The following is a 26,117-nucleotide window of genomic DNA, read 5'->3' as shown; positions in this document are numbered from 1 at the left end:
CTTCGCAGGATACCCCTTCTGCATAATCTTGTGGCGGAATTTATATCACCAGACATCCTTCCCTGACTTGTTACTTTATTGTTAATTGCATCACAATTACCGCGGTCAGAAGAATGGCGCGGTACAGAAATAGCACTATGATTTATCAGCGCTTTTACTCCGTTTACCGACAATATCCGGCTAATTCGACCGATTATCGCACGTTAACCACGGCGGAACGATTGCCCAGGCGTCACTTCAATGTTTTGATTAAATGAACGATTAACGAATAAATGTTCGATAATCGCACATTCAATTTCAACGCCTGCGGTGGAGAATATAAAAAAGCCTCTGTCCCCCCGCCTTGCTTTTGCAGGAATAACCGCATGACAAACAGAACGACTGATATTCAAGCGTTTATTAACGAGCATCCTTTCTCGAAATACCAGTGGATGATTCTCGTGCTGTGCTTTGTGACCGTCGCGATGGACGGATTCGACACCGCCATTATTGGCTTCATTGCCTCCGATCTGGTTTCCGAATGGGGCGTGGAAAAATCCGCGCTCGGGCCAGTCATGAGCGCCGCGCTGGTCGGCCTCGCCGTCGGGGCGCTGACCGCAGGTCCGATGGCGGACCGGATTGGCCGCAAAAAGGTGTTGATCATGTCGATCATCGTCTTCGGCGGCTTCAGCCTGCTGACCGCCTTTGCCAGTTCGCTCAATCAGTTGACCGCGCTGCGTTTTTTAACCGGGCTGGGGCTGGGGGCGGCGATGCCGAATGCCGCCACCTTAATGAGCGAATATGCCCCGGAGCGCCGCCGCGCGCTGCTGGTGAACCTGATGTTTGTCGGCTTTCCGATCGGCTCATCAATGGGTGGCTTTATCTCTGCGTGGTTAATACCACACTACGGCTGGCAGAGCGTACTGATCCTCGGCGGCGTGATGCCGCTGGCGCTGGCGGTAATACTGGTGTTTCTGCTGCCGGAATCGGCCCGTTATCTGGTGGTTAAAAACAGATCCCAACAGCAAATTGGCGCGATTCTGCGCCGCATCGCCCCCGTCCCCGACGCCACCCATTTTGTGTTGCATGAAACCGGCCAGGTGAAAGAGAAATCGGCGCTGGGCGTGATCTTCTCACCGCGCTATGCGCTCGGAACAGTCATGCTCTGTCTGACCTACTTTATGGGTCTGCTGATTTTTTATCTGTTGACCAGTTGGCTGCCGCTGCTGATCCGCGAAACGGGCGCGACCCTGAGCCAGGCGTCGATTATTACCGCCCTCTTCCCTTTGGGCGGCGGTATTGGCGTTCTGGTGCTCGGCGCGTTAATGGATAAGTTCAACCCGAACAAAGTGGTGGCGGTGGGCTGGCTGCTGACCGGGGTGTTCGTCTGCCTGGTCGGGTTCTCTACCAGCAGTCTGGTATTAATGGGCGTGATGGTCTTTATCGCCGGGACGATAATGAATGGTGCGCAATCGTCCATGCCCGCGCTGGCTGCCGGGTTTTATCCGACTCAGGGGCGCGCCACCGGCGTGGCATGGATGCTGGGTCTGGGTCGCTTCGGCGGCATTCTTGGCGCGTTTAGCGGCGCGTTCCTGATGCAGGCGCAACTGGCTTTTGAAACCATTTTCACCTTCCTGGCGATCCCTGCGCTGGTTTCCGCCTTCGCCCTGATGGTGAAATATTGGGTGGGCAATCGCCAGCTTTCCACGTCGCCGGGGACGGCAAAAGAACCGGGCAACGCCACGCAAAAAGCCTGATGTTTTCCCGACAGGCGCGCGCCTGTCGGGAAGCGTCATATTTTTGCAATCTTTACAATACGTCCTTTACCGTAGCGTAATCCGCTCATTATCAGATTCTTAGCAGGCTACAAAATAATCCTACGCGGCGCTGAAACGTGTCTTTTCATCCACTAAAAACTGTGACGGCCCACAAACTTTCTCTTTTACGACTATTCTTAACTGGCTTCGATGAAATTCACGATCCCGCTGTGTGATTTACAGGAGTTCTAAATGGAATATAAAGATCCGATGTTTGAGCTGCTGAGCAGCCTGGAACAAATTGTTTTTAAAGATGAATTGCCAAGAACGACCCTGACGCAAAAATCCGCCTCCCTCACTGACATTGAACAGTGCAGACGGGGCAGCGGACTTAAAATTGACGATTTCGCCAGAGCGTTAGGCGTGTCTGTCGCCATGGTTCAGGAATGGGAATCGAAACGCGTGAAGCCTTCGAGTACCGAATTGAAGCTGATGCGCCTGATACAAGCTAACCCGGCGCTCAGTAAGCAGTTGATGGAATGACCTGTCTCTTAGGATGAACGGTCCTGTTTCAGGACCGTTTTTCGACCATAAAGCAGAAAGAAGTAAAATAAAAGTTGCATCACCCGGCGTTACATGAGTTAATGCGTTCAACGGTTTGACGTACAGACCATTAAAGCAGTTTAGTAAGGCAGTCCCCTTCAAGAGTTATCGTTGATACCCCTCGTAGTGCGCATTTCCTTTAACGCTTAAAAAATCTGTAAAGCACGCCATATCGCCGAAAGGCACACTTATTTTTTAAAAGGTAATACACTATGTCCGGTAAAATGACTGGTATCGTAAAATGGTTCAACGCTGACAAAGGCTTCGGCTTCATCACTCCTGACGATGGCTCTAAAGACGTGTTCGTACACTTCTCTGCTATCCAGAACGATGGCTACAAATCTCTGGATGAAGGTCAGAAAGTTTCCTTCACCATCGAAAGCGGCGCTAAAGGCCCGGCAGCTGGCAACGTAACCAGCCTGTAAGCTTTAAAAGCTCAGTATTCAGAATCCCTGCCAGACGGCGGGGATTTTTTTTATCTCCGTCCTGCCCTCCTGTCTTTGCATTACTTTACCTCGTCTGGCTTTGACCTTCCCCTTAGGGAAAGCTTTATAGTGACATCCTTTCTTTTCACATGGAATTGATACAATGTCTATACGTCCTCTGCTGTTGACGCTGGGCCTGTTCGCCAGCGGCACTGTTTTCGCTGCTTCTCCTCAAGCCGCTTTCCTGGCGGAACATGGGCTTGCCGGTAAAACCGTCGAACAGATGGTCGATGCGCTTGACCAGACGCCGCAGGCGCGCCCGCTCCCCCTGTCTGCCTCCATTACCAGTACGGCGCTGAAACTCTCTTCCGGCGAACAGGCGTATACACTGCCGTTGGGCGAAAAGTTTTATCTTTCCTTTGCGCCCTACCAGCGCCAGACCCATCCCTGCTTTAACCACAGCCTCTCCGGCTGCCAGGGGGAAATGCCTGACACCACATTTAACGTCAAAATCACGGACAGCAAAGGCGATGTGCTAATTGAGAAACCGATGAAAAGCCATCAGAACGGCTTTATCGGCGTGTGGCTGCCGCGCAATATGGAGGGGATAATCGAGGTGAGCTACAACGGGAAAATGGCGTCTCATGCTATTGCGACAAGAGAAGACAGCCAGACCTGTCTGACGGAATTGCGGTTACAATAAACGCATAATGATAATGCCCGATAGCGCTATGCCGATCGGGCGAAAAACACAGTAACGCAAAGAGTAAAAGGGTGCATTGAGAATGCTTCACACCAGAAGAATGGCGGGGACAACGCCCCGCCAGATGCTCTTACTGTTTCACTTCACAGGCTAAAAACGCCGCCAGTTCATTATTTCCCTGTCTGATATGTAATTCGCATAATGAATCACGAACCATCCAGGTAAATAATAAAATAGTGAGACATATCACTATTAAACTGCACAATATACATCTTTGCGGCATCATCAGCCTCCGGTGTTGATTTTCAACAGGTAAGAGGCTACTCTTATGGTGTTCAGGCATAGAGGCGGCCTCACTTTGATTTATTGTCAGGTGGGGCTTTTCTCTGTCTGCCATCTGGTGAATACCTGAGACAGCCAGTCTCAAGCACCCGTCTGCATTCTACTGCAAATATCGTGTTTGCCTTCGTTAATAAATTCCTAAAGTATTTTCTTCCGCTCAATGAATTATACATTGTCATTTAGCAGAATATTATTAGCGATTCTATTAATCATTTTTTGACAATAAAAAAGCCCGCGCAATGGCAGGCTTTTTATTATTAACGATTCGCTTATTGCAGCAGCGAAATATCCGCGACTTGCAGGAACAGCTCACGGAGTTTAGACAGCAGCGTCAGACGGTTGATACGCACCTCTTTGTCTTCCGCATTAACCATCACATTCTCAAAGAACTCATCCACTGGTTGACGCAGGGAAGCCAGTTCAATCAGCGCGTCCTGGTAGCGACCTTCGGCAAAGTACGGCTGCAGCTTGTCACGCAGTACCACCAGGTCTCTGGCCAGCGCCATTTCCGCCGCCTCTTTCAGTACGGATGCGTGAACGATGTCATTCAGCGTTTCATCAGACTTCGCCAGAATATTGGAGACACGCTTGTTTGCTGCCGCCAGCGCCGACGCGGCTTCCAGCGTACGGAAGTGTGAGACGGCCTTCATACGCGCGTCGAAGTCTGCCGGACGCGTCGGACGACGCGCCAGTACCGCCTGAATGGTGTCAACGCTATAACCTTCATCCTGGTACCAGGCGCGGAAACGACCGAGCATAAAGTCGATCACATCGTCCACGACGTTCGCGTTGGTCAGCTTGTCGCCATACAAACGCGCAGCTTCTTCGGTCAGTGTCTGTAGATCCAGATTCAGGTTTTTCTCGACGATGATGCGCAGTACGCCCAGCGCGGCTCGACGCAGCGCGAACGGATCTTTATCTCCTTTCGGATGCTGACCAATGCCGAAGATACCCGCCAGAGTGTCCATTTTGTCCGCAATCGCCAGCGCGCAGGCTACCAGATTAGACGGCAGCGCATCGCCCGCAAAGCGCGGCTGATACTGCTCGTTCAGCGCGACGGCCACATCTTCTGCTTCGCCGTCGTGGCGAGCATAGTGCATGCCCATGACGCCCTGAGTGTCAGTGAACTCAAAGACCATATTGGTCATCAGGTCGCATTTTGACAGCAGGCCCGCCCGGGTCGCGTGGTTCACGTCTGCGCCAATCTGACCGGCAATCCAGCCAGCCAGCGCCTGAATGCGATCGGTTTTGTCACGCAGCGTACCCAGTTGCTGCTGAAACAATACGGTTTGCAGACGCGGCAGATGATCTTCCAGACGTTTTTTACGGTCGGTATTGAAGAAGAACTCCGCATCCGCCAGACGCGGGCGAACCACCTTCTCATTACCGGAGATGATCTGCTGCGGATCTTTGGATTCAATGTTGGCGACGAAGATAAAGTTCGGCAGCAGTTTGCCGTCATTTGCGTAAACCGGGAAGTATTTCTGGTCGCCTTTCATGGTGTAAACCAGCGCTTCAGACGGCACCGCAAGGAATTTCTCTTCGAACTTCGCGGTCAGCACCACCGGCCATTCCACCAGCGAGGTGACTTCCTCCAGCAGGCTTTCGCTCAGGTCGGCGTTACCGCCAATGTTGCGCGCCGCCTCAATGGCGTCAGCTTTGATTTTCGCTTTACGCGCTTCATAGTCGGCCATGACTTTACCGCGCTCCAGCAAAATTTGCGGATACTGATCGGCATTGTCGATGGTGAATTCTGGCTCGCCCATAAAGCGATGACCGCGAATCACGCGATCGGACTGGATACCCAGAATCGTTGCCGGCAGCACCTTGTCGCCCAACAACAGCGTTACCGTATGAACCGGACGCACGAAATGGACGTCAGACGCGCCCCAACGCATCAGTTTCGGAATCGGCAACTTCGTCAAAGACGTGGCGATCATGTTCGGCAGCAATACTTCGGCGCGCTCGCCTTTCACATGAGCGCGATACAGCAGCCATTCGCCTTTGTCCGTGGTCAGACGCTCGGCCTGGTCGACGGTGATACCGCAGCCGCGCGCCCAGCCTTCAGCCGCTTTGCTCGGATTGCCTTCTGCGTCGAAGGCCTGCGCAATCGCCGGACCGCGTTTTTCCACTTCGCGATCGGGTTGGGACTCCGCAAGGTTCGCCACTTTCAGCGCCAGACGGCGCGGCGCGGCAAACCATTCAACGTTGCCGTGTGCGAGGCCAGCGTTATCCAGCTCCGCAGTGACGTTCGCAGCAAAGGACTCAGCCAGGCTGCGCAGGGCTTTTGGTGGCAGCTCTTCAGTGCCAATTTCCACCAGAAAAGTTTTCTCAGACATGGCCGCCTCTTAGTTGTCTTTATTGCACATCGGGAAGCCGAGGGCTTCACGGGAAGCGTAGTAAGCTTCTGCCACTGCTTTGGTCAGGGTGCGAATGCGCAGAATGTAGCGCTGACGCTCGGTGACGGAGATGGCTTTACGCGCATCCAGCAGGTTGAAGCTATGGGCGGCCTTCAGAATACGCTCGTAAGCGGGTAGCGGCAGCGGGTTTTCCAGCGCCAGCAGCTGCTGCGCTTCTTTCTCGTACTGCTCGAAGCAGGTAAAGAGAAAATCCACATCCGCGTATTCGAAGTTATAGGTGGATTGCTCCACTTCGTTTTGATGGAACACGTCGCCGTAGGTGGTTTTACCCAACGGGCCGTCGCTCCAGACCAGGTCATAAACGCTGTCTACGCCCTGAATGTACATCGCCAGACGTTCCAGGCCGTAGGTGATCTCACCGGTAACCGGCTTACACTCCAGGCCGCCAACCTGCTGGAAGTAAGTGAACTGCGTCACTTCCATACCGTTCAGCCACACTTCCCAGCCCAGTCCCCAGGCGCCCAGCGTCGGGTTTTCCCAGTTATCTTCAACGAAACGGATATCGTGGATGGTCGGGTCCATACCCAGTTCTTTCAGCGAGCCAAGATACAGTTCCTGAATGTTGTCCGGAGACGGCTTAATCACCACCTGGAACTGGTAATAGTGCTGTAAACGGTTCGGGTTTTCGCCATAACGACCATCGGTCGGACGACGAGAAGGCTGCACATAAGCAGTCGCCATCGGTTCTGGCCCCAGCGCGCGCAGGCAGGTCATGGGATGAGAAGTTCCCGCGCCGACTTCCATGTCCAATGGTTGAACAATGGTACAGCCCTGGCGAGCCCAGTAATCCTGTAAGGTCAGGATCAAGCCCTGGAAGGTCCTGGTATCAAACTTTTGCATATTATTTCGTGCTGGATACGTGTGGATTTAAAGGAAGGGTCCAGTATACCCGCTGACTGCAAGATATACAGTACGTAACGGGAAAAAGGCAGGGCTTAGCGCATGGAAAGATGTAAAAACTGCCCATCCGCGTCAAAAGAGCAGACAAAACTCTCTTTACGGAAGGTATAACCGCGCATCTCATAGCTTGCCTGAAACTGTTCGAAGCCGGTGACATCAATTTCTTTCGTGTCCGTGTTGTAACGTCGGGCCGCCTGATCTTTGCAGAGCGCTTCCATATCCAGCGAGCGCGTTGGGCTCATTTTTGCCTGCTGCGCCTTTTGCGGCGGTGGCGGCGTCACGGCGCAGCCCGTCAGCATGACGAAGACAACGGCTGAAAAGAGTGGCTTTATCATCATTTTATTACCGCCTGGTGGATGAGAACGTTTTATTATTATTACGGTGCAGGGCAAACATATTTTTGCGAACCCTATCGGGCCATCACAAGCTTTAGCGTAAAAACTCAGATTTTTCCAACAAGACAGGCTGATGAAATGTGAGTCAGACCTTTTTTAACATCGAAACAGAGGAACTGATGCAGCCCAAAATTTTCTGGATTGACAACCTGCGAGGGATCGCCTGTTTGATGGTGGTGATGATCCATACCACGACCTGGTACATCACCAACGCCCACAGCGTCAGCCCCGCGAACTGGGATCTCGCGAATATCCTGAATTCCGCTTCCCGCGTCAGCGTACCGCTGTTTTTTATGATTTCAGGTTATCTCTTTTTTGGCGAACGCAGCGCGCAAAAGCGCCATTTCGTGCGCATCGCCCTGTGCCTTTTGTTCTACAGCGCCGTCGCGTTGGCATACATCACGCTGTTTACCTCTATTAACGCCGAACTTTCTCTCAAAAATCTGCTGCAAAAACCGGTGTTCTATCATCTGTGGTTTTTCTTTGCGATCGCCGTGATCTACCTGGTTTCACCGCTGATCCAGGTAAAAAACGTCAGCGGCAAGATGCTGCTGGTGCTGATGGTCGTGACAGGGATTGTCGCCAACCCCAATACCGTACCGCAAAAAATCGGCGGGGTTGAATGGTTGCCCATCAATTTGTATATCAACGGCGACACCTTCTATTACATCCTCTATGGCATGTTGGGACGTGCGATCGGCATGATGGAGACACAAAAACGGGCGCTAAGTTGGCTAAGCGCCGTGGTATTTATTGTCGCCGTCGGGGTTATTTCTCGTGGCACGCTGCACGAGCTACAGTGGCGCGGTAATTTCGCTGATACCTGGTATCTTTATTGTGGGCCAATGGTGTTTATCTGCGCCATCGCGCTACTGACGCTGGTGAAAAACACGCTGAATGGCGGAACGCTTCCGGGGCTTGGGCTGATCTCCCGCCATTCGCTGGGCATTTACGGGTTCCATGCGTTGATCATTCACGCGTTGCGCACCAGCGGCCTGGAGATCAAGCGCTGGCCGCCGCTGGACATGCTGTGGATTTTTAGCGCAACGCTTTGCGTCAGTTTACTGCTGTCAATGCTGTTGCAGCGGGTCGATACCCGCCGACTGGTTAGCTGAAACAAAACGCCCGGTCTGTGATGACCGGGCGTAGAGAGTAAGAATTAACGACTTCAGGCAAGACGGCGTTTCAATCGCCGCAATAATAAACAGGTCAGGCACCACAATAATAAAATCATTATTTTACTAATCTGACGCACGTATGAGACGAACAAACCCCAGAAGACTGACAAAGAGAGCAATGGGGTGAATCACTTTCTCCACTGTCGTGAGCGGCGCATTCATAATTCCGACGCAAAATAAACCCATCGTAATTAATGCCACCAGTTTGCAGACGACAATAAAGCGTTCGTCAAGTTGACCACGCGTCATTTCTCGTAGATAAACCCATGTGACAAACCATGCGGTCATCAGCACCCCGAGAAAATAGCCTTTTCCACTGAGTAACGGGCATGCTCGCCATAGGCCAATAACGTAAGTCAACGTGCCTGAAATACATAACAGCCATGCAATCAACGTTGCGCCTTTCACTGGGATCTCCTTATCCAACGCGTGTTATGCAGATTAGGGATAACCCGACAGGAACAACAATTAAAAAAGACTTAAGTGAAAGAATTTAAGAATAAATTCATATAAATAATTTATTTATAAATCATTTCTATACGCAGAATAAATCCCTCCTGTATGCAGGAGGGAGTGCGATCAGGACATCAGGGGATGTAACTGTTGATAAAGACGGCGGAACGTTTCGCGTCGCTGCTGATAAAGCGTATGACGCTGTGCGTCAGGCAGATGCGTTTGTTCCAGCGGCAGCTCCGGCAGCAACTCAGATAACGGCTTCTCCGGATTGACGGCGATCTGCGCCAGACGGGCTGCGCCAAGCGCTGGCCCGACATCGCCCCCCGTGCGGTAATCCAACTGCAATCCGCTGATATCTGCCAGCATTTGTCGCCACCAGGCGCTACGCGCGCCGCCGCCGATAAGCGTAATGCCTTGCGGCTTCACGCCGCAGGCATGCACGACATCCATCCCGTCGGCCAGCGCATAACCTACCCCTTCCAGCACCGCGCGCGCCAGTTCAGCCGGACCGTGCTGGTGCGTCAGACCAAAGAAAACCCCCTTCGCCTGTGGATTGTTATGCGGCGTCCGCTCGCCGGAAAGATACGGTAAAAACCAGACGGGATCGGCGCTGTCATCCGCTTTCTGGGCCGCCGCCAACAGTGCGGGGACGGTTTCCAGCCCGGTGAGTTTTGCCGCCCAGTCAAGGCAGGACGCCGCGCTCAGCATCACCGACATCAAATGCCAGCGGCCCGGCAACGCGTGACAGAAGCTGTGCACGGCACTTTCCGGCTTGCTAAGAAATCCTTCACTGACGGCAAAATAAACCCCGGAGGTACCCAGCGACAGCATGGCCTGATTGGCATCAATCATCCCGACGCCCACAGCCCCCGCCGCATTGTCTCCCCCACCCGCGACAACCGATACCGACGGCATTCCCCACGCCATCGCGATCTCTGGTAGCAGCGTTCCGCTGATGTCGCTGCCTTCAAACAGCGTGGGCATATGGTCACGGCTCAGGCCGCAGGCATTCAGCATCACGTCGCTCCAGTCGCGCTTTTCAACATCCAGCCACATTGTTCCCGCCGCATCCGACATATCGCTGGCAAACTCGCCCGTCATACGTAAACGCAGATAATCCTTCGGCAGCAGCACTTTCGCCACCTGGCGGAAAATATCCGGCTCATGGCGCTTCACCCAGAGCAGCTTCGGCGCGGTAAAGCCGGGCATCATCAGGTTGCCGGTGATTTCACGCGACTGCGGAACCTGCGTCTCCAGTAGCGCGCATTCTTCGCCGCAGCGCCCGTCGTTCCATAAAATGGCGGGACGCAAAACGCGCTGTCGGGCGTCAAGTAACGTCGCGCCGTGCATTTGTCCGGCAATCCCCAACGCTTTAACATTGCTCAACGAATGTTGTTTGCCGAGCGCCTTTATGGCGCGGTCGGTCGCCAGCCACCACTGCTCGGGGTCCTGCTCAGACCAAAGCGGGTGGGGACGAGAGACGGTGAGCTTTTCCGTTTGCGATGCCACAACCTCGCCCTGCTCGTTGAGCAAAATAGCCTTCACGCCCGAGGTGCCAAGATCGATCCCGATATACATGTTGTGGGTTCCTTCAATGAAAAGGCCCGGCAGCGCGAAGCTCACCGGGCCTACAACAACCGTAGGCCGGGCAAACAGAGCGCCGCCCGGCAAAAACGCTTATTTGTCGAACAGATAATAGTTCACCAGGTTTTCCAACTGCTCCTGATGTCCACTCTGATGAACCGGCGCCAGGTTATGCTGTTCAGCATACTGTGCCAGTTCGCTTAACGACATCTGGCCTTTGAGGATCTGCTGACCCAGTTCGCTGTTCCAGCCTGCATAACGCTTCGCCACGCGTTTATCCAGCTCGCCATCCTCGATCATGCGCGCAGCGATTTTCAGCGACAGCGCCATGGTGTCCATCGCGCCGATATGACCGTAGAACAGATCGTATTTGTCGGTGCTCTGACGACGGACCTTGGCGTCAAAGTTCAGGCCCCCAGTGGTGAAGCCGCCCGCTTTCAGGATTTCATACATGACCAGCGCATTTTCCTCAACGCTGTTCGGGAACTGGTCGGTATCCCAGCCCAACTGCGCGTCGCCGCGGTTAGCATCAACAGATCCAAACAGGCCCAGCGCGATCGCGGTCGCAATTTCATGATGGAAAGAGTGGCCTGCCAGCGTGGCGTGGTTCGCTTCAATATTCAGTTTGATCTCTTTTTCCAGACCAAACTGCTTCAGGAAGCCATAGACGGTCGCCGCGTCGTAATCATACTGATGCTTGGTGGGCTCCTGCGGTTTCGGCTCGATCAGCAGCGTTCCCTGGAAGCCAATTTTGTGTTTGTGCTCAACGACCATCTGCATGAAGCGGCCAATTTGTTCGCGTTCCTGACGCAGGTCGGTGTTCAGCAAGGTTTCATAGCCTTCACGACCGCCCCACAGCACGTAGTTTTCGCCGCCCAGCTTATGAGTGGCTTCCATCGCCGTCACCACCTGCGTGGCCGCCCAGCTGAAGACCTCCGGGTCCGGGTTGGTCGCTGCGCCTGCGCCGTAACGTGGGTTGGTGAAGCAGTTTGCGGTGCCCCACAGCAGCTTCACGCCGCTTTCTTCTTGTTTCGCGGCCAGCACATCGACCATGTGGGCGAAGTTGTTTTTATACTCTTTCAGCGACGCGCCTTCCGGAGAAACATCGACATCGTGGAAGCAGTAGAACGGAACATTCAGCTTGTGAAAAAACTCAAACGCGACATCTGCTTTACGTTCTGCCAGCGCCAGCGCTTCACCCGGTTGCTGCCACGGACGGTTGAACGCGCCGACGCCGAACATATCCGCCCCGTTCCAGCAGAAGGTATGCCAGTAGCAGGCAGCAAAGCGCAGATGATCTTCCATCCGTTTGCCCAGCACGACTTCATCAGGATTGTAATGACGAAACGCTAAAGGATTCGTGGATTTGGCGCCTTCGAAACGCACGCGATCGAGTTGGTCAAAATAAGCCTGCATAATAAGCTCCGTAATCAGGTAATACAGCGAGTAATTGCGATGACTTAATACTGGAATTTCCCGATTTAGAGCTCAATTACGTTATTTCACACCGCCATTAAGAGAATACCCAAATGTGCGCTGGCTCCCAAAAAAAGGCGCAAAACCGCAGAAATGAGGGGGGATAAAAAGCGATCCAGCTCGAAGGTTGAGAAATAAACAAAAAACCGTAACCGCCAGATAAGAAATGAGAATTGCCTTCCTCGCTTCGCTATGGTCAATTTCGCATGGCGCCACGCCAGTGATAGTATCGACCAGCCCATGTTCACATTGTTCAGGATATGTTCTTATGTTTGATAAACGTCACCGTATTACCCTGTTATTTAATGCGAATAAAGCCTATGACCGCCAGGTTGTAGAGGGTGTCGGTGAATATTTACAAGCGTCGCAGTCTGAATGGGATATATTCATAGAAGAAGATTTTCGCGCCCGCATTGATAACATCAAAGAATGGCTAGGCGATGGCGTGATTGCCGACTACGACGATGCGGAAATCGCGCGTTTGCTGGTCGACGTTGACGTTCCCATCGTCGGCGTAGGCGGCTCCTATCACCTCGCGGAAAATTACCCGCCGGTACATTACATCGCCACCGATAACCATGCTCTGGTCGAGAGCGCCTTCCTGCATCTGAAAGAGAAAGGCATCAACCGTTTCGCCTTTTACGGACTGCCGCCGTCCAGTGGGAAACGCTGGGCCGCGGAGCGCGAGCACGCTTTCCGCCAACTGGTGGCGGAAGAAAAATACCGGGGCGTAGTATACCAGGGGCTGGAAACCGCGCCGGAGCTGTGGCAACACGCGCAGAATCGACTGGCGGACTGGCTGCAAACCCTGCCGCCGCAAACCGGTATTATCGCGGTGACCGACGCCCGCGCCCGCCATGTCCTGCAGGTGTGTGAGCATCTTCATATTCCGGTGCCAGAAAAGCTGTGCGTAATTGGGATTGATAACGAGGAGCTGACCCGCTATCTGTCCCGCGTGGCGCTGTCATCGGTGGCGCAAGGGGCGCGGCAGATGGGCTATCAGGCCGCAAAGCTGCTGCACCGTCTGCTCGCGAATGAGGAAATGCCGCTCCAGCGGATTCTGGTACCGCCGGTTCGTGTGGTCGAACGACGCTCTACGGACTACCGTTCCCTTACTGACCCTGCGGTGATTCAGGCTATGCATTTTATCCGTAATCACGCCTGCAAAGGCATTAAGGTAGAGCAGGTCCTGGATGCCGTCGGCATTTCCCGTTCAAATCTCGAAAAACGTTTTAAAGAGGAGGTCGGCGAAACGATTCACGCCGTGATCCATGCAGAAAAGCTGGAGAAAGCCCGGAGCCTGCTGATCTCCACCACCTTGTCGATTAACGAAATCTCCCAAATGTGTGGATACCCTTCGCTACAATATTTCTATTCCGTGTTCAAAAAAGAATATGGTACGACGCCAAAAGAGTACCGCGATGTGAACAGTGAAGTATTGATGTGAGGAGAGGCGCGTGTGAGATCAGGCATCGCCAGGAGGGCGAAAAAAAACCGGTGGCGCTGTGCTTACCGGGCCTGCAGGACGCTGCAGGCCGGATAAGGCGAAGCCGCCATCCGGCGTTTTGCTTACATATGCGCAGCGATTAAGCGCTGGTTATCCTGATACATCGCGAACAGATAATTGTTATAACTCTGTCCCTTCGTCGAATAGCCCTTCAGCTTATGAATCATCGCAGTCGCCGTGACTTCCTGATCCGCTTTACGCAGCTGCGCGCGCGACTTGCGGAATGAGGCGTAAGCCGGGTGCGTGTTCAGGTTGGTGACGTACGCGCTCACGGACTCTTTTACCGAGTCGAACTGCGAGTAGCCTTTCACCTTGCCTGGCGCATTGGTGCAACGCCCTTTCGCGCATTTCATACCGAACAGGTTATTGTTGGTTCGCGCAAGTTTAGAGGTTCCCCAGCCGCTTTCTGCCGCCGCCATCGTCGCCACCATACTGGTCGGGATGATGTCCACGCGTTCCAGCAGCGTATTCCACGGAATGTGGCGCGTGTTGCCGGACCACTTCACCTTGTAGCGCTTCGCGATATCTTTCAAACGCGTACGCTCAGACGGCGACCAGCGGTTCTGGTACTGTTTTGAAATCAGCCAGTTACGTTCTGCGGTGATCGCCGCATTTTGGCTGGTAATATAAGGCATAACCGTCCGGAGAAACGCTTTTTTTCGCGGTGTTCCGGAAGGGTATTTTCGCAAATCAGGAAGTGAACGACTCTTTGCACTATTGCGAGAATACTCTTGTTTACTGCTTACCTTTTTATCACTGACTGTTGTTATGTGGGACTTTTGACTCGATGTTGTCGTGTGCGTCTTTGCCAGCACCCCACCCGAAAATACGAAGGTGAGTAACATAAGAATCATTGCCCCATATCGTCGCATGGGCGTCAATATCATTAGGTCTCCTGGTCGGATTGAATCATTCCAACACCTTATCTTATTCATAATTTTGAGAGCTGAATCTCAAATCATATCAAAAATAACGATCAAGAGCATCTCAAGAAATAGTCTAAATCCGAAATCATGTCACGCATAAACCATCCCGCACCGAAGTCATTCGAGAAAAATGTGGGGGTTATCGCAAATTAAGGCCATTTTTTGCCGGCGATCGCTCATCCGCGCGCCTCATCCTGATCGAATACCACGAGGGGATGAGTTTTCCCCACGGGTTCTCAGGCAAACTGGTCAAAATCGCCGCAATAAGGACCGCACTATGAAACTTGCCGCCGTTGCTCTGGCGCTGCTGCCGGGGATCGCCGTTGCCTCATCGTGGACGGCTCAGGGCTTTCCGGCATTTACTGCCGGGGGATCGGGGACATTTTCCAGCCACGCAACGCTCACGAAGGGTACCCGCCCTTTGACGCTCAATTTTGACCAACAGTGCTGGCAGCCAGCGAATGCCATAAAACTCAATCAGATGCTGTCGCTGAAGCCCTGCGAAGGCGCGCCGCCGCAGTGGCGGCTGTTCAGAGACGGCGATTACACACTGGAAATCGACACGCGCTCAGGGACGCCGACGTTAATGATTACGCTCCAGCGCGATGCGGAACCGGTCGCTAGCGTGATTCGCCAGTGTCCGAAATGGGACGGATCCCCGCTGACGTTTGATGTGGCGCCGACTTTTCCTGAAGGGTCGGTAGTCCGCGATTTCTACAGTCAGCAGACTGCAATGGTCAAAAACGGCAAAATCACCCTGCAACCCGCGCCGGACAGCAATGGTCTGTTGTTGCTTGAGCGGGCAGAAACCGACGCGCCAGCCCCGTTCGACTGGCACAACGCTACCGTTTATTTTGTGCTGACCGATCGCTTTGAAAACGGCGATCCCGGTAACGACCAAAGTTATGGTCGTCACAAAGACGGCATGGAAGAGATCGGCACCTTTCACGGCGGTGACTTACGCGGCCTGACCCGCAAGCTGGACTACCTGCAACAGTTGGGCGTCAATGCGCTGTGGATCAGCGCGCCGTTTGAGCAAATCCACGGCTGGGTTGGCGGCGGGACGAAAGGCGATTTCCCGCATTATGCCTACCACGGCTATTACACCCAGGACTGGACCCGTCTCGACGCTAATATGGGCAACGAAGACGACCTGCGCGCACTGGTTGACGGTGCCCACCAGCGGGGGATCCGCATTCTTTTTGACGTGGTGATGAACCATACGGGCTATGCAACCTTGGCCGACATGCAAGAATTCGGCTTCGGCGCGCTTTATCTTTCCGACGAAGAACGGCAAAAGATCCTCGGCGAACGCTGGACCGACTGGAAACCTGCCGCCGGGCAGAACTGGCACAGTTTTAACGATTACATTAACTTCAGCGACAAAGCAGCATGGGAAAAATGGTGGGGCAAAGGGTGGATACGCACCGATATCGGCGAGTACGACAGCCCAGGCTTTGACGATCTCACAATGTCGCTGGCCTTCTTGCCGGATCTGAAAACCGAATCCACACACCCTTCCGGTCTGCCGGCGTTTTATCGACATAAAACGGATACCCATGCTAAAGCCATTGACGGGTTTACGCCGCGGGACTATCTGACCCACTGGCTGAGCCGCTGGGTCCGCGACTTCGGGATTGATGGATTCCGCGTGGATACGGCCAAACATGTCGAGCTTCCGGCGTGGCAACAGTTAAAAACGCAGGCCAGCGCCGCGCTGGTCGAATGGAAAAAAGCCAACCCGGACAAGGCGCTTGATGACAAGCCTTTCTGGATGACCGGTGAGGCCTGGGGACACGGGGTGATGCAAAGTGACTACTATCGCCACGGCTTTGACGCAATGATTAACTTTGATTACCAGGAGCAAGCGGCGAAAGCGATTGATTGCCTGGCGGCTATCGATCCCACCTGGCAGCAAATGGCGGAAAAGTTGCAGAGTTTCAACGTGCTGACTTATCTGTCGTCCCACGATACTCGCCTGTTCCGCGAAGGTGGCAGCAACGCGGCGGAGTTGCTACTCCTGACGCCGGGCGCGGTACAAATTTTTTATGGCGATGAGTCGGCGCGGCCCTTTGGTCCGACCGGTTCAGATCCGCTACAGGGCACTCGGTCACAGATGAACTGGCAGGATGTCAGCGGGAAATCTGCTGCTAACATCGCGCACTGGCAGCGGCTCGGTCAGTTCAGGGCCAGGCATCCGGCAGTCGGCACGGGTAAGCAAACCACGCTCACCCTGACGCAGGGATACGGCTTCGTGCGCCAGGCCGGAGACGACAAAGTGATGGTTGTCTGGGCCGGACAGCGCTAAGCGGAAGCGGCGTCTGGTTCCATAGCGCGCCCGACGCCGCAACAGGAAATACCATGGTGGTCAGGATATCCAGCATAAAACGTCAAGACCCCATGACAGACCCGATTTGCACCCTGCCAGTGCTGGCGTTAAGGTAAGCCACTTTGATTCAGCGTTTGACAGACCATCCGTTATGACATTTTCACTTTTTGGCGACAAATTCACCCGTCATTCAGGCATTACCCGCCTGATGGAAGACCTCAACAACGGTTTACGCACCCCCGGCGCTATCATGCTGGGTGGCGGTAATCCGGCACAAATCCCGGCGATGCAGGATTATTTCCATTCGTTGCTTGCCGGAATGCTGGAAAACGGCAAAGCCACTGATGCGCTTTGCAATTATGACGGTCCACAGGGAAAAACCGAGCTGCTCAGCGCGCTCGCTTCGCTACTCCGTGAGAATCTGGGTTGGGATATCGAACCACAGAATATTGCGCTAACAAACGGCAGTCAAAGCGCGTTTTTCTACTTGTTTAACCTGTTTGCCGGTCGCCGCGCTGATGGCAGCACAAAAAAGGTGCTGTTCCCCCTCGCGCCGGAATACATCGGCTACGCGGATTCAGGGCTGGAAGAAGATCTGTTTGTCTCTGCACGGCCCAATATTGAGCTGCTACCGGAAGGGCAGTTCAAGTATCACGTTGACTTTGAGCATCTGCACATTGGTGAAGATACGGGGATGATTTGCGTCTCACGCCCGACAAACCCTACGGGGAACGTGATTACCGATGAAGAACTGATGAAGCTCGACTCGCTTGCTAACCAGCACGGCATTCCGCTGGTGATCGATAATGCCTACGGCGTCCCGTTCCCGGGCATTATCTTCAGCGAAGCGCGTCCGCTGTGGAACCCAAACATTGTGCTGTGTATGAGCCTCTCCAAGCTGGGTCTGCCTGGCTCGCGCTGCGGCATCATCATCGCCAATGAAAAAATCATCACGGCGATCGCCAATATGAACGGCATTATCAGTCTTGCCCCGGGCGGCATCGGGCCGGCGATAATGAACGAAATGATCAAACGTAACGATCTGTTGCGTTTGTCGGAAACGGTAATTAAACCGTTCTATTATCAGCGCGTTCAGCAAACTCTCGCGATCATTCGCCGCTATTTGCCGGAAAATCGTTGCCTGATCCACAAACCGGAAGGGGCGATTTTCCTCTGGCTGTGGTTTCAGGATTTGCCCATCACCACCGAGCTGCTGTACCAGCGTCTTAAAGCGCGCGGCGTGCTCATGGTGCCGGGGCACTATTTCTTCCCCGGTCTGGATAAACCCTGGCCGCACACGCATCAATGCATGCGTATGAACTACGTGCCGGACCCAGAAAAGATTGAAGCTGGCGTGAAGATACTGGCGGAAGAAGTTGAACGCGCCTGGGCGGAAAATCAATAGCCTGGCGAAACGGCCCGGCTAACGCAAGCCGGGCCATCCTTTTTACAGCGGTTGCGCATGCAAACGCTGGCGCTGAATATCTGCCGCATTCACACACTGTAATGCTCCCGTTGGGCAAGCCGCGACGCAGGCCGGTCCCGTCTCGCGGTGCCAGCAGAGATCGCATTTGATCGCCTGAACCCGTGAAGTCTGAACGGTGACATTCATGGCGCCAAACGGACAGGCCAGCATACAGCTTTTACAGCCGATACACCGTTTCTGCTCCACAAAAACGTGCCCACGATCGCGGCGAATCGCGTTCGTTGGACAAACGTTGGCGCATGGCGCATCTTCACACTGATGGCAGGCGACCGCGGTGGTAAACGTGTTCTCTTTAATGACCTGAATACGTGAAACAAACTGTCCTGCCGATACCGCCGCACAGTCCTGATTTTCCTGATGCGAGACCACGCATGCGACTTCGCAGGTACGACAGCCAATACATTTCATCGCATCCGCCATAATAAACCGGTTCATAGCTCACTCCGATCGCCCAAAAATGACAGAGTGCCAGAGAGCATAGCGTTGTCGCTTTGATCGCACAGGGGATACGGTGAAATTTTGTCAGATGCCCGAGGCGTTCTGGGATTTTGCCAAAGATTGCTCACCGTTCCGGCATAAAAAAAACCCTGGACGACAACGCCCAGGGGGAATAATCCGCAGGCGACATCACGCTACGGAATAAACTGACACCAGATTGAGAGGCATCTAAATTTGATAATCGGCCTCATCGACGACGCTATAGAGCGCCTGGATATTATCCAGTGCCAGTATGTATCCGCTTCCTTTTACGCTAACGATAGAATGCTGCGGCAGGCCAAGCATATTTAATTTGTTATTTAAATTTTTCACCATCGTTGACAGACGTTGTGTGGAAGCGCTTAATTCATTTTTTTCCCAGATGTTGACGAGTAATTCATCTTTTGACACATAATGGGTGCGGGCGTTAAGTAAAAGGTAAACAAACAGACGCAGCATGGTATGATTAAAAAAAACGCCGCCGAAAGTAATCACGCTGTCCATTTTATTTACTGGCAGCCTGAAGATTCTTGACTCGCTTATATCAAAAAAAATTTCACGACCAATCATAAATCCATGTAACTGGTATTCCATTTTGCAGCACTCACGTTTAATTCACTATCGAAAGATAAACATGATTAAGTCCTTGTAGTTAATGTCTATCGCAAGTTTAAAAAAAATAGCATTAATTTCAATAGATCCCCGCGGAGGTATTTTCCGTATTCCCACGGGAAAGATGCAGATTTTCCCTCTGCAACAAACGATTATTCAACATATTGTTACACCATAGGGCAAAATTTCAGATAATCCCCCTAAAGAGGGGGGTCTGCTCAACCCTGCAAGTTAATCATACATATTTAACGCAAATTGCAAATTTTTCTTCTATGGAAGCGGTAAAGCAGGCTCATGAATTAACATGTTCTTTGCAGTAACGTCGTTTCCAGACGGCAGGAGTCAGACCAGTATGCTTACGGAAAATTTGTCGAAAATAGCCCACGTCACTAAAGCCGCATTGTTCAGCAACCTCTTTTAAGGATCGCGCATCGCTGATCAATAATTTCTCCGCCGCCCGCACGCGCTGACGATGAATCGCCTCGGTCAGCGTTAAATGAAAAACGCGCCGGTAAACTCGCCCCAGATAATCCGCATTACAGTGTAGTTCTCGCGCCATAATAGCGGTGGAAAGAGGACGATGATATTGCGTGCGGATCAACTGTTGCGCTTTCCATGCCAGCGAAACGCCCGCCTCCTGCGTATTATCAGTAGGTCGGGAAGGCTGAGCCATTTGCTGTAATATCAGCAACACAATAAATTCCAGCGCCGGACTGCGTTGCATTTTTTCCTGCTCTATCATGAACTGGCGAAAAAGCGCGATCAGCGCCTGCGGATCCGCCACACGCGTGTGCTGCGGCACTGAAAGGTGCGTCAGCCATCTCGGATCGTTGTCCGGCGCTTTTACCTCGAAATGCAGCCAATAAAAACGCAGATCAGCGGGAAAATCTTCTACCCCAACATGGCGACGCTGGGGCCAGAGCAGCAAACTTTCTCCCGCTTCCACGCAAAATCGGTTTTCTTCTTCCTGAATGGTCAGCAGACCTTTTTCAACGAAAATAATTTCCCACGACGACAATGTCCTCGCCGGGTGACGTCCGATCCCCCGGGAAAGAAATAATCCGCCGTTTTGAACTTTGATCGGAAGCGTCATGGATAATTCGAGCATAGATATGGAAATTCCCGCTTTAAAAGAAGCTAATAATATCTTTACCTATTGATTATTATCTAAAAATAAGCCAATCACCGGATCTGCCTCACACTTTTGCACAGAGGTCGGAATCGTCATCTTTTTTTACTCTTTCGTTGCCTTGTTGCATCGCCGCTTCCAGGCAGAATTAATCAGGTCATCAGTCATAAAAAAATAATCACTGACCGAAACCTCATTTAGCGAGGAATAACTATGACCTCTACACCGATTACCCGCGATCAACTCGCACAAGGCCGCGTCGACGATGCGCTCTCGGTGCGTGAAAAAATAGGCTACGGCCTGGGAGATGCAGGCGGCACCGTTATTACCTGCCTGATCATGAACTTTCTCACCTTTTTCTATACCGATGTGTTTGGATTAACGCCCGCGTTAGTCGGCACGCTGTTTATTGCCCTGCGCGTATTTGATGCCGTTTCCGACCCCATCATGGGGGTGATTGCCGACCGCACGCAAAGCCGGTGGGGGCGCTTTCGCCCCTGGCAGCTGTGGGTGGCCATTCCCATTGGCGTCATCGGCGTGCTGACCTTTACCGTGCCGGACGCCAGTATGGGGGTCAAAATCGCCTGGGCGTTTGGCACCTATCTGCTGCTTTCCGTTGGTTATACCGCGATCAACGTGCCCTATTGCGCACTGATCAACACCATGACCACCCGGCACAATGAGGTGATTTCCTGTCAGTCCTGGCGCTTTGTGCTTTGCGGCGTGGCGGGCTTTCTGGTCTCTGTTGGTTTGCCGTGGATGGTCGATATCTTTGGCAAAGGTAACGCCGCCCAGGGCTACCAGTTGGGCGTCGGCGTGCTCTGTGCGGTCGCGGTCATCATGTTTCTGTGCTGTTTCTTCTGGGTACGCGAGCGCGTGCCGATTGAGATGATGGGAAAATTTACGCTGCGCGAGCACCTTGCCGGGCTGCGTAAAAACGATCAGTTGCTGCTGATGCTGGTGATGTCGTTCCTGCTGATTAACGTCTTCAACATTCGCGGCGGCGGGTACATGTATTTCATCACCTATGTGCTGGAAGGCAGCACCGCTTATACCTCACTGTTTTTTACAATGGTGACCTTCGCTTCGATTATCGGCTCGGTGCTCGTCAGCCCGCTGACACGACACGTGGACACCGTCAAACTTTACTCCGCCACCAACCTGGTACTGGCGGCGCTGGCGGTGCTGATGTGGTTATTACCCACCGGTCCGGCCTGGCAGACGTTGTGGCTGGGGGTGATCCTCGGTAACGGTATTATTCTTGGCTTCACGTTGCCGCTGCACTTTTCGCTGATGGCGTTCGCCGATGACTACGGCGAGTGGAAAACCGGCGTGCGTTCGTCCGGCATGAACTTCGCCTTTAACCTGTTTTTCATCAAGCTGGCCTGGGCTTCCAGCGCCGGGATCATCAGCCTGCTGTTCATTCTTGTCGCCTACCAGCCGGGGGCGGAAAACCAGACGGCGCAGTCGCTTGGCGGCATTACCGCAATGGAAACCCTGCTTCCCGCCCTGTTCCATCTGCTGCTGGCGCTGTCGATCCGCTATTGCAAACTTAATAACCCCATGATGACGCGAATCGCCAGCGACCTGCGTCAGCGTCATGTTCATTTATAAGGAGCCCACCATGAACGTACCGGAAGTCGACCTGCACATGCTGAAGGTCAGCGATCCGTTCCTCGGACAATATCAACGCCTGGTTCGCGACGTCGTGATCCCTTATCAATGGGACGCGCTGAACGACCGTATTCCGGAGGCCGATCCCAGCCATGCGATCGAAAACTTCCGCATCGCGGCAGGACAGCAGTCCGGGGAATTTTATGGCATGGTTTTTCAGGACAGCGATGTTGCCAAGTGGCTGGAGGCCGTGGCCTGGTCCCTGTGCCAGAAGCCAGACCCGTCACTGGAAAAGACCGCCGATGAGGTGATTGAGCTGGTCGCCGCCGCCCAGTGTGACGACGGCTATCTCAATACGTATTTTACCGTCAAAGCCCCGCAAGAGCGCTGGACCAACCTGGCGGAGTGCCATGAGCTTTACTGCGCCGGACACATGATTGAGGCGGGCGTGGCCTTCTACCAGGCCACCGGCAAACGCCGCCTGCTGGAGGTCGTTTGCCGTCTGGCGGACCATATCGACAGCGTATTCGGCCCCGGCGAACATCAGTTGCACGGCTATCCGGGCCATCCGGAGATCGAGCTGGCGCTGATGCGGCTGTATGAAGCGACGGGGTGTTCGCGCTATCTGGCGCTGGTGAATTACTTTGTTGAACAACGTGGAACGCAGCCGCACTTTTACGATCTGGAGTACGAAAAGCGTGGGCAAACATCTTACTGGCATACCTACGGCCCGGCGTGGATGGTGAAAGATAAAGCCTACAGCCAGGCGCACCAGCCGCTTTCAGAGCAGCAAACGGCGACGGGCCATGCGGTGCGTTTTGTGTATCTGATGACCGGAGTGGCGCATCTGGCGCGGCTTAGCCAGGATGAACGCAAGCGTCAGGACTGTCTGCGCTTATGGCGGAACATGGCGCAACGCCAATTGTATATCACCGGCGGGATCGGTTCGCAGGGTAGCGGCGAAGCCTTCAGCAGCGACTACGATCTGCCGAACGATACCGTGTATGCGGAAAGCTGCGCCTCAATCGGCCTGATGATGTTCGCCCGGCGGATGATTGAACTGGAAGCAGACAGCCAGTACGCCGACGTCATGGAACGCGCGTTATATAACACCGTCCTTGGCGGAATGGCGCTCGACGGAAAGCACTTTTTCTACGTTAACCCACTGGAAGTGCATCCGCAGTCATTAAAATTTAATCATATCTATGACCACGTGAAGCCCGTGCGCCAGCGCTGGTTTGGCTGCGCCTGCTGCCCGCCGAACATCGCCAGGGCTCTGACTTCGCTGGGTCATTACATCTATACGCCGCGTCCGGAAGCGCTGTATATCAACCTCTACGTGGGTAACAGTATTGAACTGCAGACGGAAAACGGCTCTCTCAGGCTGCGTATTGACGGCAACTATCCGTGGCAGGAGCACGTCAGTATTACCATCGACTCGCCACAAGCTGTGCGGCATACGCTGGCGCTACGCCTGCCGGACTGGTGTTCAGATGCCCGCGTAACGCTTAACGGCGACGAGGTCAGCCAGGATATCCGCAAAGGCTATCTGCACATCACCCGTGACTGGCAGGAAGGCGACACCATCGGGCTGACGCTACCGATGCCGGTGCGCCGGGTGTATGGCAACCCGCGGGTACGCCACGTCGCGGGTAAAGTCGCCCTTCAGCGCGGACCGCTGGTGTATTGCCTTGAACAAGCCGACAACGGCGAGGAGCTGCATAATCTGTGGTTACCAAAAGAGAGCGATCTGCGGATCTTTGAGGGTAAAGGCCTTTTTGCCCATAAGATGCTGATCCAGGCGGAAGGGTTAAAACAGAGCGCCCCCGACGCCGCGCAAAGCGCACTCTGGCACTATGATCGCGCTCCCGGCGCCTGGCAGCCGCACACGCTGACCTTTATTCCGTGGTTCAGTTGGGCCAATCGGGGCGAAGGCGAAATGCGGATCTGGGTTAACGAACGATGAGGGAGCCGCGCTAAATTACTGGATGGCGGCTTGCGCCTTATTTATTCTACGGTACCACTGTGCCAGGCCACCATCCACGGAAGCGACGTTTGCCAGACAAGTACATTTAAAGGAATAATGCGGCGACCACCTTCTGGCAAACACACTAAGGAGCATCATGAGCAGCACGGACGATACATCTTCAACCCGCTTCAAACGCATCAAAGCCTCGGCTATCTACCGGTTATTGTTGATAGGCCTCGGTATTCCCATGATGCTTTTCAGCTTCATTTGCGGCGTGCTGAGCCTTTTCGGCTTTAACATGGTGAAATGGAACGACCAACCGGTACAGGGTTTACTGGCGATCCCCACCGCATTGTTTAGCGGTTTGTTTATCACCGTCCTGTTCACCGTTTTCGTTGGATCGATTGCTTGCCTGGGATTATGGATTTACAGTCGTTTCCGCCCTCTGCAGGTTAAGGTGCTGGACTGAAATATGGTACAGCGGACATACTTCCGCTGCCCAAAAAGGATAACAAAGCACCCTTCACACCAAATATCTCATGCCACATTAGTCTTTTAACTTTACTCAATACGTGACGGAAATCATTTTCGTGGCGTTTTTTTTTGCGCAAAATGCTTCTTGTTCATCAAACCTGTCTGCTTAATGACTGCTAGCTTTTCAGTTTACTGATGTTTAATAGCCAGCTGATGCCAACTTAATGTTTTCGAGTTATGTTACTGTATTATAAGGAAAGTTATGTCTGTTGAATTTATAGAAAAGTTAAACCTGCTGGCCTCTAAAATAAAACAGCAATCTGGAGCTATTGAGACGGAAGAAGCCACAAAAAATGCGTTTGTCATGCCTTTCATTAACAACGTGTTAGGTTATGATGTCTTTGACCCCACTGAAGTTATCCCAGAATTTGTTTGCGATATCGGCACCAAAAAAGGTGAAAAAATTGACTATGCCATACTAAAGAATGGCGAAATACAAATGCTGATAGAATGTAAAAAAATTGGCGAACCACTGAATATTAATCATGCCTCTCAGCTTTTCCGATATTTTCATGTCACTAATGCAAGAATATCTATTTTGACCAATGGTCAAGAATATAAATTTTTTACAGATTTAGACGCCACAAATAAAATGGATGAAAAACCATTTCTTGAGATCAATCTTCTTGATTTGGATGAAATGCTTGTTCCGGAGATAAAAAAACTAACGAAGTCTGCATTTGACTTAGAATCCATTATCAATGCCGCCGGGGAATTAAAGTACGTCAGCTTAATAAAAAAATTGCTTCATTCACAATTGACAAATCCAGAAGACGATTTTGTTAAGTTCTTTGCATCGAGGATTCATGATGGAATGATTACTCAGAAGGTTAAAGATACATTTACTGTTCTAACCAGAAAAGCAGCCAGTCAATATATCAATGCGCAAATAAATGAACGACTTAAATCAGCAATGGATGGTAATATCAACCCGCAGTTGGAAATACCTGAAGAAACGGACCAACATACTGTCATAAAAGACGTTAATGATATTTCAACAACGATAGACGAACTTGAAGGTTTTCATATCGTTAAGGCAATCGCTCGCACAGTTATTGATGCTCCACGAATTGTACACCGCGATACCAAAAGCTATTTTGGTATTCTAATCGACGATAATAATCGAAAGCCGTTGTGTCGACTGCATTTTAACCGAACCCAAAAATATATTGGTTTATTCGATCTGGAAAAAAATGAAACACGCTATCCTATTGAAAGTCTAGATGATATTTATACCTTCAGTGAAGCGTTAAAAGCAACAGCCGCTTTATACCATTAACTCATCATATGGATAGCGGAAAACTCTTAGCGGACCT

At 52.6% G+C, this 26,117-nt stretch carries 23 protein-coding genes; 12 read left to right on the top strand and 11 right to left on the bottom strand.

The window, feature by feature from the left end; all coding sequences use genetic code 11:
* Positions 1-365: 365 nt before the first annotated feature.
* The 4 genes from OGY07_RS11455 (at position 366) to cueP (ending at position 3,467) form a co-directional block, all read left to right on the top strand.
* Positions 366-1,736: an MFS transporter gene (locus tag OGY07_RS11455; protein ID WP_200035549.1), complete on the top strand. Its 1,371-nt coding sequence runs from the start codon at positions 366-368 to the stop codon at positions 1,734-1,736.
* A gap of 252 nt (positions 1,737-1,988) precedes the next feature.
* A complete protein-coding gene (locus OGY07_RS11450; protein WP_042286829.1) occupies positions 1,989-2,279 on the top strand; it encodes an HTH-type transcriptional regulator in 291 nt (96 codons plus the stop codon).
* Between the two features lie 272 nt (positions 2,280-2,551).
* A complete protein-coding gene (gene cspE, locus OGY07_RS11445) occupies positions 2,552-2,764 on the top strand; it encodes a transcription antiterminator/RNA stability regulator CspE (protein WP_000014594.1) in 213 nt (70 codons plus the stop codon).
* Between the two features lie 163 nt (positions 2,765-2,927).
* Complete coding sequence (gene cueP, locus OGY07_RS11440) at positions 2,928-3,467, top strand: copper-binding periplasmic metallochaperone CueP (protein ID WP_269677619.1); 540 nt, start codon at positions 2,928-2,930, stop codon at positions 3,465-3,467.
* Positions 3,468-3,597: 130 nt separating this feature from the next.
* Here cueP and hokA read toward each other — a convergent pair whose 3' ends face one another.
* From hokA to OGY07_RS11420, 4 genes are all read right to left on the bottom strand, one after another.
* Complete coding sequence (gene hokA, locus OGY07_RS11435) at positions 3,598-3,750, bottom strand: type I toxin-antitoxin system toxin HokA (RefSeq protein ID WP_120714894.1); 153 nt, start codon at positions 3,748-3,750, stop codon at positions 3,598-3,600.
* Between the two features lie 328 nt (positions 3,751-4,078).
* Positions 4,079-6,148, bottom strand: a complete 2,070-nt coding sequence (glyS, locus tag OGY07_RS11430; protein WP_042286836.1) for a glycine--tRNA ligase subunit beta — start codon at positions 6,146-6,148, stop codon at positions 4,079-4,081.
* Between the two features lie 9 nt (positions 6,149-6,157).
* Positions 6,158-7,069, bottom strand: a complete 912-nt coding sequence (gene glyQ, locus OGY07_RS11425) for a glycine--tRNA ligase subunit alpha (protein ID WP_060570235.1) — start codon at positions 7,067-7,069, stop codon at positions 6,158-6,160.
* 95 nt (positions 7,070-7,164) lie between these two features.
* Entirely contained in the window at positions 7,165-7,467 is a 303-nt protein-coding gene (locus OGY07_RS11420; RefSeq protein WP_042286840.1) for a YsaB family lipoprotein, read from the bottom strand.
* Positions 7,468-7,643: 176 nt separating this feature from the next.
* Here OGY07_RS11420 and OGY07_RS11415 point away from each other — a divergent pair, with 176 nt between their 5' ends.
* The gene (locus OGY07_RS11415; protein ID WP_060570300.1) at positions 7,644-8,639 is read left to right on the top strand and encodes an acyltransferase; all 996 of its coding nucleotides are present in this window, start codon (positions 7,644-7,646) and stop codon (positions 8,637-8,639) included.
* Between the two features lie 126 nt (positions 8,640-8,765).
* On the opposite strand, the gene yiaB is transcribed toward OGY07_RS11415, so the two are convergent.
* From yiaB to xylA, 3 genes are all read right to left on the bottom strand, one after another.
* Positions 8,766-9,110: an inner membrane protein YiaB gene (gene yiaB, locus OGY07_RS11410; RefSeq protein ID WP_042286847.1), complete on the bottom strand. Its 345-nt coding sequence runs from the start codon at positions 9,108-9,110 to the stop codon at positions 8,766-8,768.
* A gap of 171 nt (positions 9,111-9,281) precedes the next feature.
* On the bottom strand, positions 9,282-10,736 hold the full coding sequence (gene xylB, locus OGY07_RS11405; RefSeq protein ID WP_286600639.1) for a xylulokinase: 1,455 nt from the start codon (positions 10,734-10,736) through the stop codon (positions 9,282-9,284).
* A 99-nt stretch (positions 10,737-10,835) separates the two neighbouring features.
* Positions 10,836-12,158: a xylose isomerase gene (gene xylA / locus OGY07_RS11400; RefSeq protein WP_042286853.1), complete on the bottom strand. Its 1,323-nt coding sequence runs from the start codon at positions 12,156-12,158 to the stop codon at positions 10,836-10,838.
* Positions 12,159-12,486: 328 nt separating this feature from the next.
* Here xylA and xylR point away from each other — a divergent pair, with 328 nt between their 5' ends.
* Entirely contained in the window at positions 12,487-13,665 is a 1,179-nt protein-coding gene (gene xylR / locus OGY07_RS11395; RefSeq protein ID WP_042286856.1) for a D-xylose utilization transcriptional activator XylR, read from the top strand.
* 122 nt (positions 13,666-13,787) lie between these two features.
* Here xylR and OGY07_RS11390 read toward each other — a convergent pair whose 3' ends face one another.
* The gene (locus OGY07_RS11390) at positions 13,788-14,612 is read right to left on the bottom strand and encodes a protein bax (RefSeq protein ID WP_060570237.1); all 825 of its coding nucleotides are present in this window, start codon (positions 14,610-14,612) and stop codon (positions 13,788-13,790) included.
* A 316-nt stretch (positions 14,613-14,928) separates the two neighbouring features.
* Here OGY07_RS11390 and malS point away from each other — a divergent pair, with 316 nt between their 5' ends.
* Together malS and avtA are read left to right on the top strand one after the other, a co-directional pair.
* Positions 14,929-16,959: an alpha-amylase gene (gene malS, locus OGY07_RS11385; RefSeq protein ID WP_286600635.1), complete on the top strand. Its 2,031-nt coding sequence runs from the start codon at positions 14,929-14,931 to the stop codon at positions 16,957-16,959.
* Between the two features lie 172 nt (positions 16,960-17,131).
* The gene (avtA, locus tag OGY07_RS11380) at positions 17,132-18,385 is read left to right on the top strand and encodes a valine--pyruvate transaminase (protein WP_286600633.1); all 1,254 of its coding nucleotides are present in this window, start codon (positions 17,132-17,134) and stop codon (positions 18,383-18,385) included.
* Between the two features lie 42 nt (positions 18,386-18,427).
* Here avtA and OGY07_RS11375 read toward each other — a convergent pair whose 3' ends face one another.
* From OGY07_RS11375 to OGY07_RS11365, 3 genes are all read right to left on the bottom strand, one after another.
* Positions 18,428-18,901 carry a 4Fe-4S dicluster domain-containing protein gene (locus tag OGY07_RS11375; RefSeq protein WP_286600631.1) on the bottom strand — a complete coding sequence of 158 codons (474 nt, stop codon included), beginning with the start codon at positions 18,899-18,901 and terminating at the stop codon, positions 18,428-18,430.
* Between the two features lie 231 nt (positions 18,902-19,132).
* Positions 19,133-19,537 carry a winged helix-turn-helix domain-containing protein gene (locus OGY07_RS11370; RefSeq protein WP_042286870.1) on the bottom strand — a complete coding sequence of 135 codons (405 nt, stop codon included), beginning with the start codon at positions 19,535-19,537 and terminating at the stop codon, positions 19,133-19,135.
* Between the two features lie 310 nt (positions 19,538-19,847).
* Positions 19,848-20,663: an AraC family transcriptional regulator gene (locus OGY07_RS11365; protein ID WP_181822346.1), complete on the bottom strand. Its 816-nt coding sequence runs from the start codon at positions 20,661-20,663 to the stop codon at positions 19,848-19,850.
* Between the two features lie 234 nt (positions 20,664-20,897).
* Here OGY07_RS11365 and OGY07_RS11360 point away from each other — a divergent pair, with 234 nt between their 5' ends.
* The 4 genes from OGY07_RS11360 (at position 20,898) to OGY07_RS11345 (ending at position 26,080) form a co-directional block, all read left to right on the top strand.
* Positions 20,898-22,298: an MFS transporter gene (locus OGY07_RS11360; RefSeq protein WP_286600628.1), complete on the top strand. Its 1,401-nt coding sequence runs from the start codon at positions 20,898-20,900 to the stop codon at positions 22,296-22,298.
* A gap of 10 nt (positions 22,299-22,308) precedes the next feature.
* Positions 22,309-24,264 (top strand): glycoside hydrolase family 127 protein, encoded by a 1,956-nt coding sequence (locus OGY07_RS11355; protein WP_286600626.1) that lies wholly within the window; start codon positions 22,309-22,311, stop codon positions 24,262-24,264.
* A gap of 157 nt (positions 24,265-24,421) precedes the next feature.
* The gene (locus tag OGY07_RS11350) at positions 24,422-24,736 is read left to right on the top strand and encodes a hypothetical protein (protein WP_042286880.1); all 315 of its coding nucleotides are present in this window, start codon (positions 24,422-24,424) and stop codon (positions 24,734-24,736) included.
* Positions 24,737-25,003: 267 nt separating this feature from the next.
* Positions 25,004-26,080 carry a type I restriction endonuclease gene (locus OGY07_RS11345; RefSeq protein ID WP_286600622.1) on the top strand — a complete coding sequence of 359 codons (1,077 nt, stop codon included), beginning with the start codon at positions 25,004-25,006 and terminating at the stop codon, positions 26,078-26,080.
* Positions 26,081-26,117 lie beyond the last annotated feature (37 nt).

Source organism: Citrobacter sp. Cs237, from assembly GCF_030332325.1.
Taxonomy (GTDB): Bacteria; Pseudomonadota; Gammaproteobacteria; order Enterobacterales; family Enterobacteriaceae; genus Citrobacter_A; species Citrobacter_A sedlakii.
This window is presented reverse-complemented; position numbering and strand designations above follow the sequence as displayed.

What these genes read in the sequence shown, in the direction of transcription:
- OGY07_RS11375 (WP_286600631.1), bottom strand. Translation starts at nt 18,901, where the DNA reads ATGAACCGGTTTATTATGGCGGATGCGATGAAATGTATTGGCTGTCGT.
- OGY07_RS11370 (WP_042286870.1), bottom strand. Translation starts at nt 19,537, where the DNA reads ATGGAATACCAGTTACATGGATTTATGATTGGTCGTGAAATTTTTTTT.
- cspE (WP_000014594.1), top strand. Translation starts at nt 2,552, where the DNA reads ATGTCCGGTAAAATGACTGGTATCGTAAAATGGTTCAACGCTGACAAA.
- OGY07_RS11345 (WP_286600622.1), top strand. Translation starts at nt 25,004, where the DNA reads ATGTCTGTTGAATTTATAGAAAAGTTAAACCTGCTGGCCTCTAAAATA.
- OGY07_RS11390 (WP_060570237.1), bottom strand. Translation starts at nt 14,612, where the DNA reads ATGATATTGACGCCCATGCGACGATATGGGGCAATGATTCTTATGTTA.
- OGY07_RS11365 (WP_181822346.1), bottom strand. Translation starts at nt 20,663, where the DNA reads ATGCTCGAATTATCCATGACGCTTCCGATCAAAGTTCAAAACGGCGGA.
- glyS (WP_042286836.1), bottom strand. Translation starts at nt 6,148, where the DNA reads ATGTCTGAGAAAACTTTTCTGGTGGAAATTGGCACTGAAGAGCTGCCA.
- OGY07_RS11360 (WP_286600628.1), top strand. Translation starts at nt 20,898, where the DNA reads ATGACCTCTACACCGATTACCCGCGATCAACTCGCACAAGGCCGCGTC.
- OGY07_RS11420 (WP_042286840.1), bottom strand. Translation starts at nt 7,467, where the DNA reads ATGATGATAAAGCCACTCTTTTCAGCCGTTGTCTTCGTCATGCTGACG.
- xylR (WP_042286856.1), top strand. Translation starts at nt 12,487, where the DNA reads ATGTTTGATAAACGTCACCGTATTACCCTGTTATTTAATGCGAATAAA.
- glyQ (WP_060570235.1), bottom strand. Translation starts at nt 7,069, where the DNA reads ATGCAAAAGTTTGATACCAGGACCTTCCAGGGCTTGATCCTGACCTTA.
- OGY07_RS11350 (WP_042286880.1), top strand. Translation starts at nt 24,422, where the DNA reads ATGAGCAGCACGGACGATACATCTTCAACCCGCTTCAAACGCATCAAA.
- malS (WP_286600635.1), top strand. Translation starts at nt 14,929, where the DNA reads ATGAAACTTGCCGCCGTTGCTCTGGCGCTGCTGCCGGGGATCGCCGTT.
- OGY07_RS11450 (WP_042286829.1), top strand. Translation starts at nt 1,989, where the DNA reads ATGGAATATAAAGATCCGATGTTTGAGCTGCTGAGCAGCCTGGAACAA.
- OGY07_RS11355 (WP_286600626.1), top strand. Translation starts at nt 22,309, where the DNA reads ATGAACGTACCGGAAGTCGACCTGCACATGCTGAAGGTCAGCGATCCG.
- cueP (WP_269677619.1), top strand. Translation starts at nt 2,928, where the DNA reads ATGTCTATACGTCCTCTGCTGTTGACGCTGGGCCTGTTCGCCAGCGGC.
- hokA (WP_120714894.1), bottom strand. Translation starts at nt 3,750, where the DNA reads ATGCCGCAAAGATGTATATTGTGCAGTTTAATAGTGATATGTCTCACT.
- xylB (WP_286600639.1), bottom strand. Translation starts at nt 10,736, where the DNA reads ATGTATATCGGGATCGATCTTGGCACCTCGGGCGTGAAGGCTATTTTG.
- xylA (WP_042286853.1), bottom strand. Translation starts at nt 12,158, where the DNA reads ATGCAGGCTTATTTTGACCAACTCGATCGCGTGCGTTTCGAAGGCGCC.
- avtA (WP_286600633.1), top strand. Translation starts at nt 17,132, where the DNA reads ATGACATTTTCACTTTTTGGCGACAAATTCACCCGTCATTCAGGCATT.
- OGY07_RS11455 (WP_200035549.1), top strand. Translation starts at nt 366, where the DNA reads ATGACAAACAGAACGACTGATATTCAAGCGTTTATTAACGAGCATCCT.
- OGY07_RS11415 (WP_060570300.1), top strand. Translation starts at nt 7,644, where the DNA reads ATGCAGCCCAAAATTTTCTGGATTGACAACCTGCGAGGGATCGCCTGT.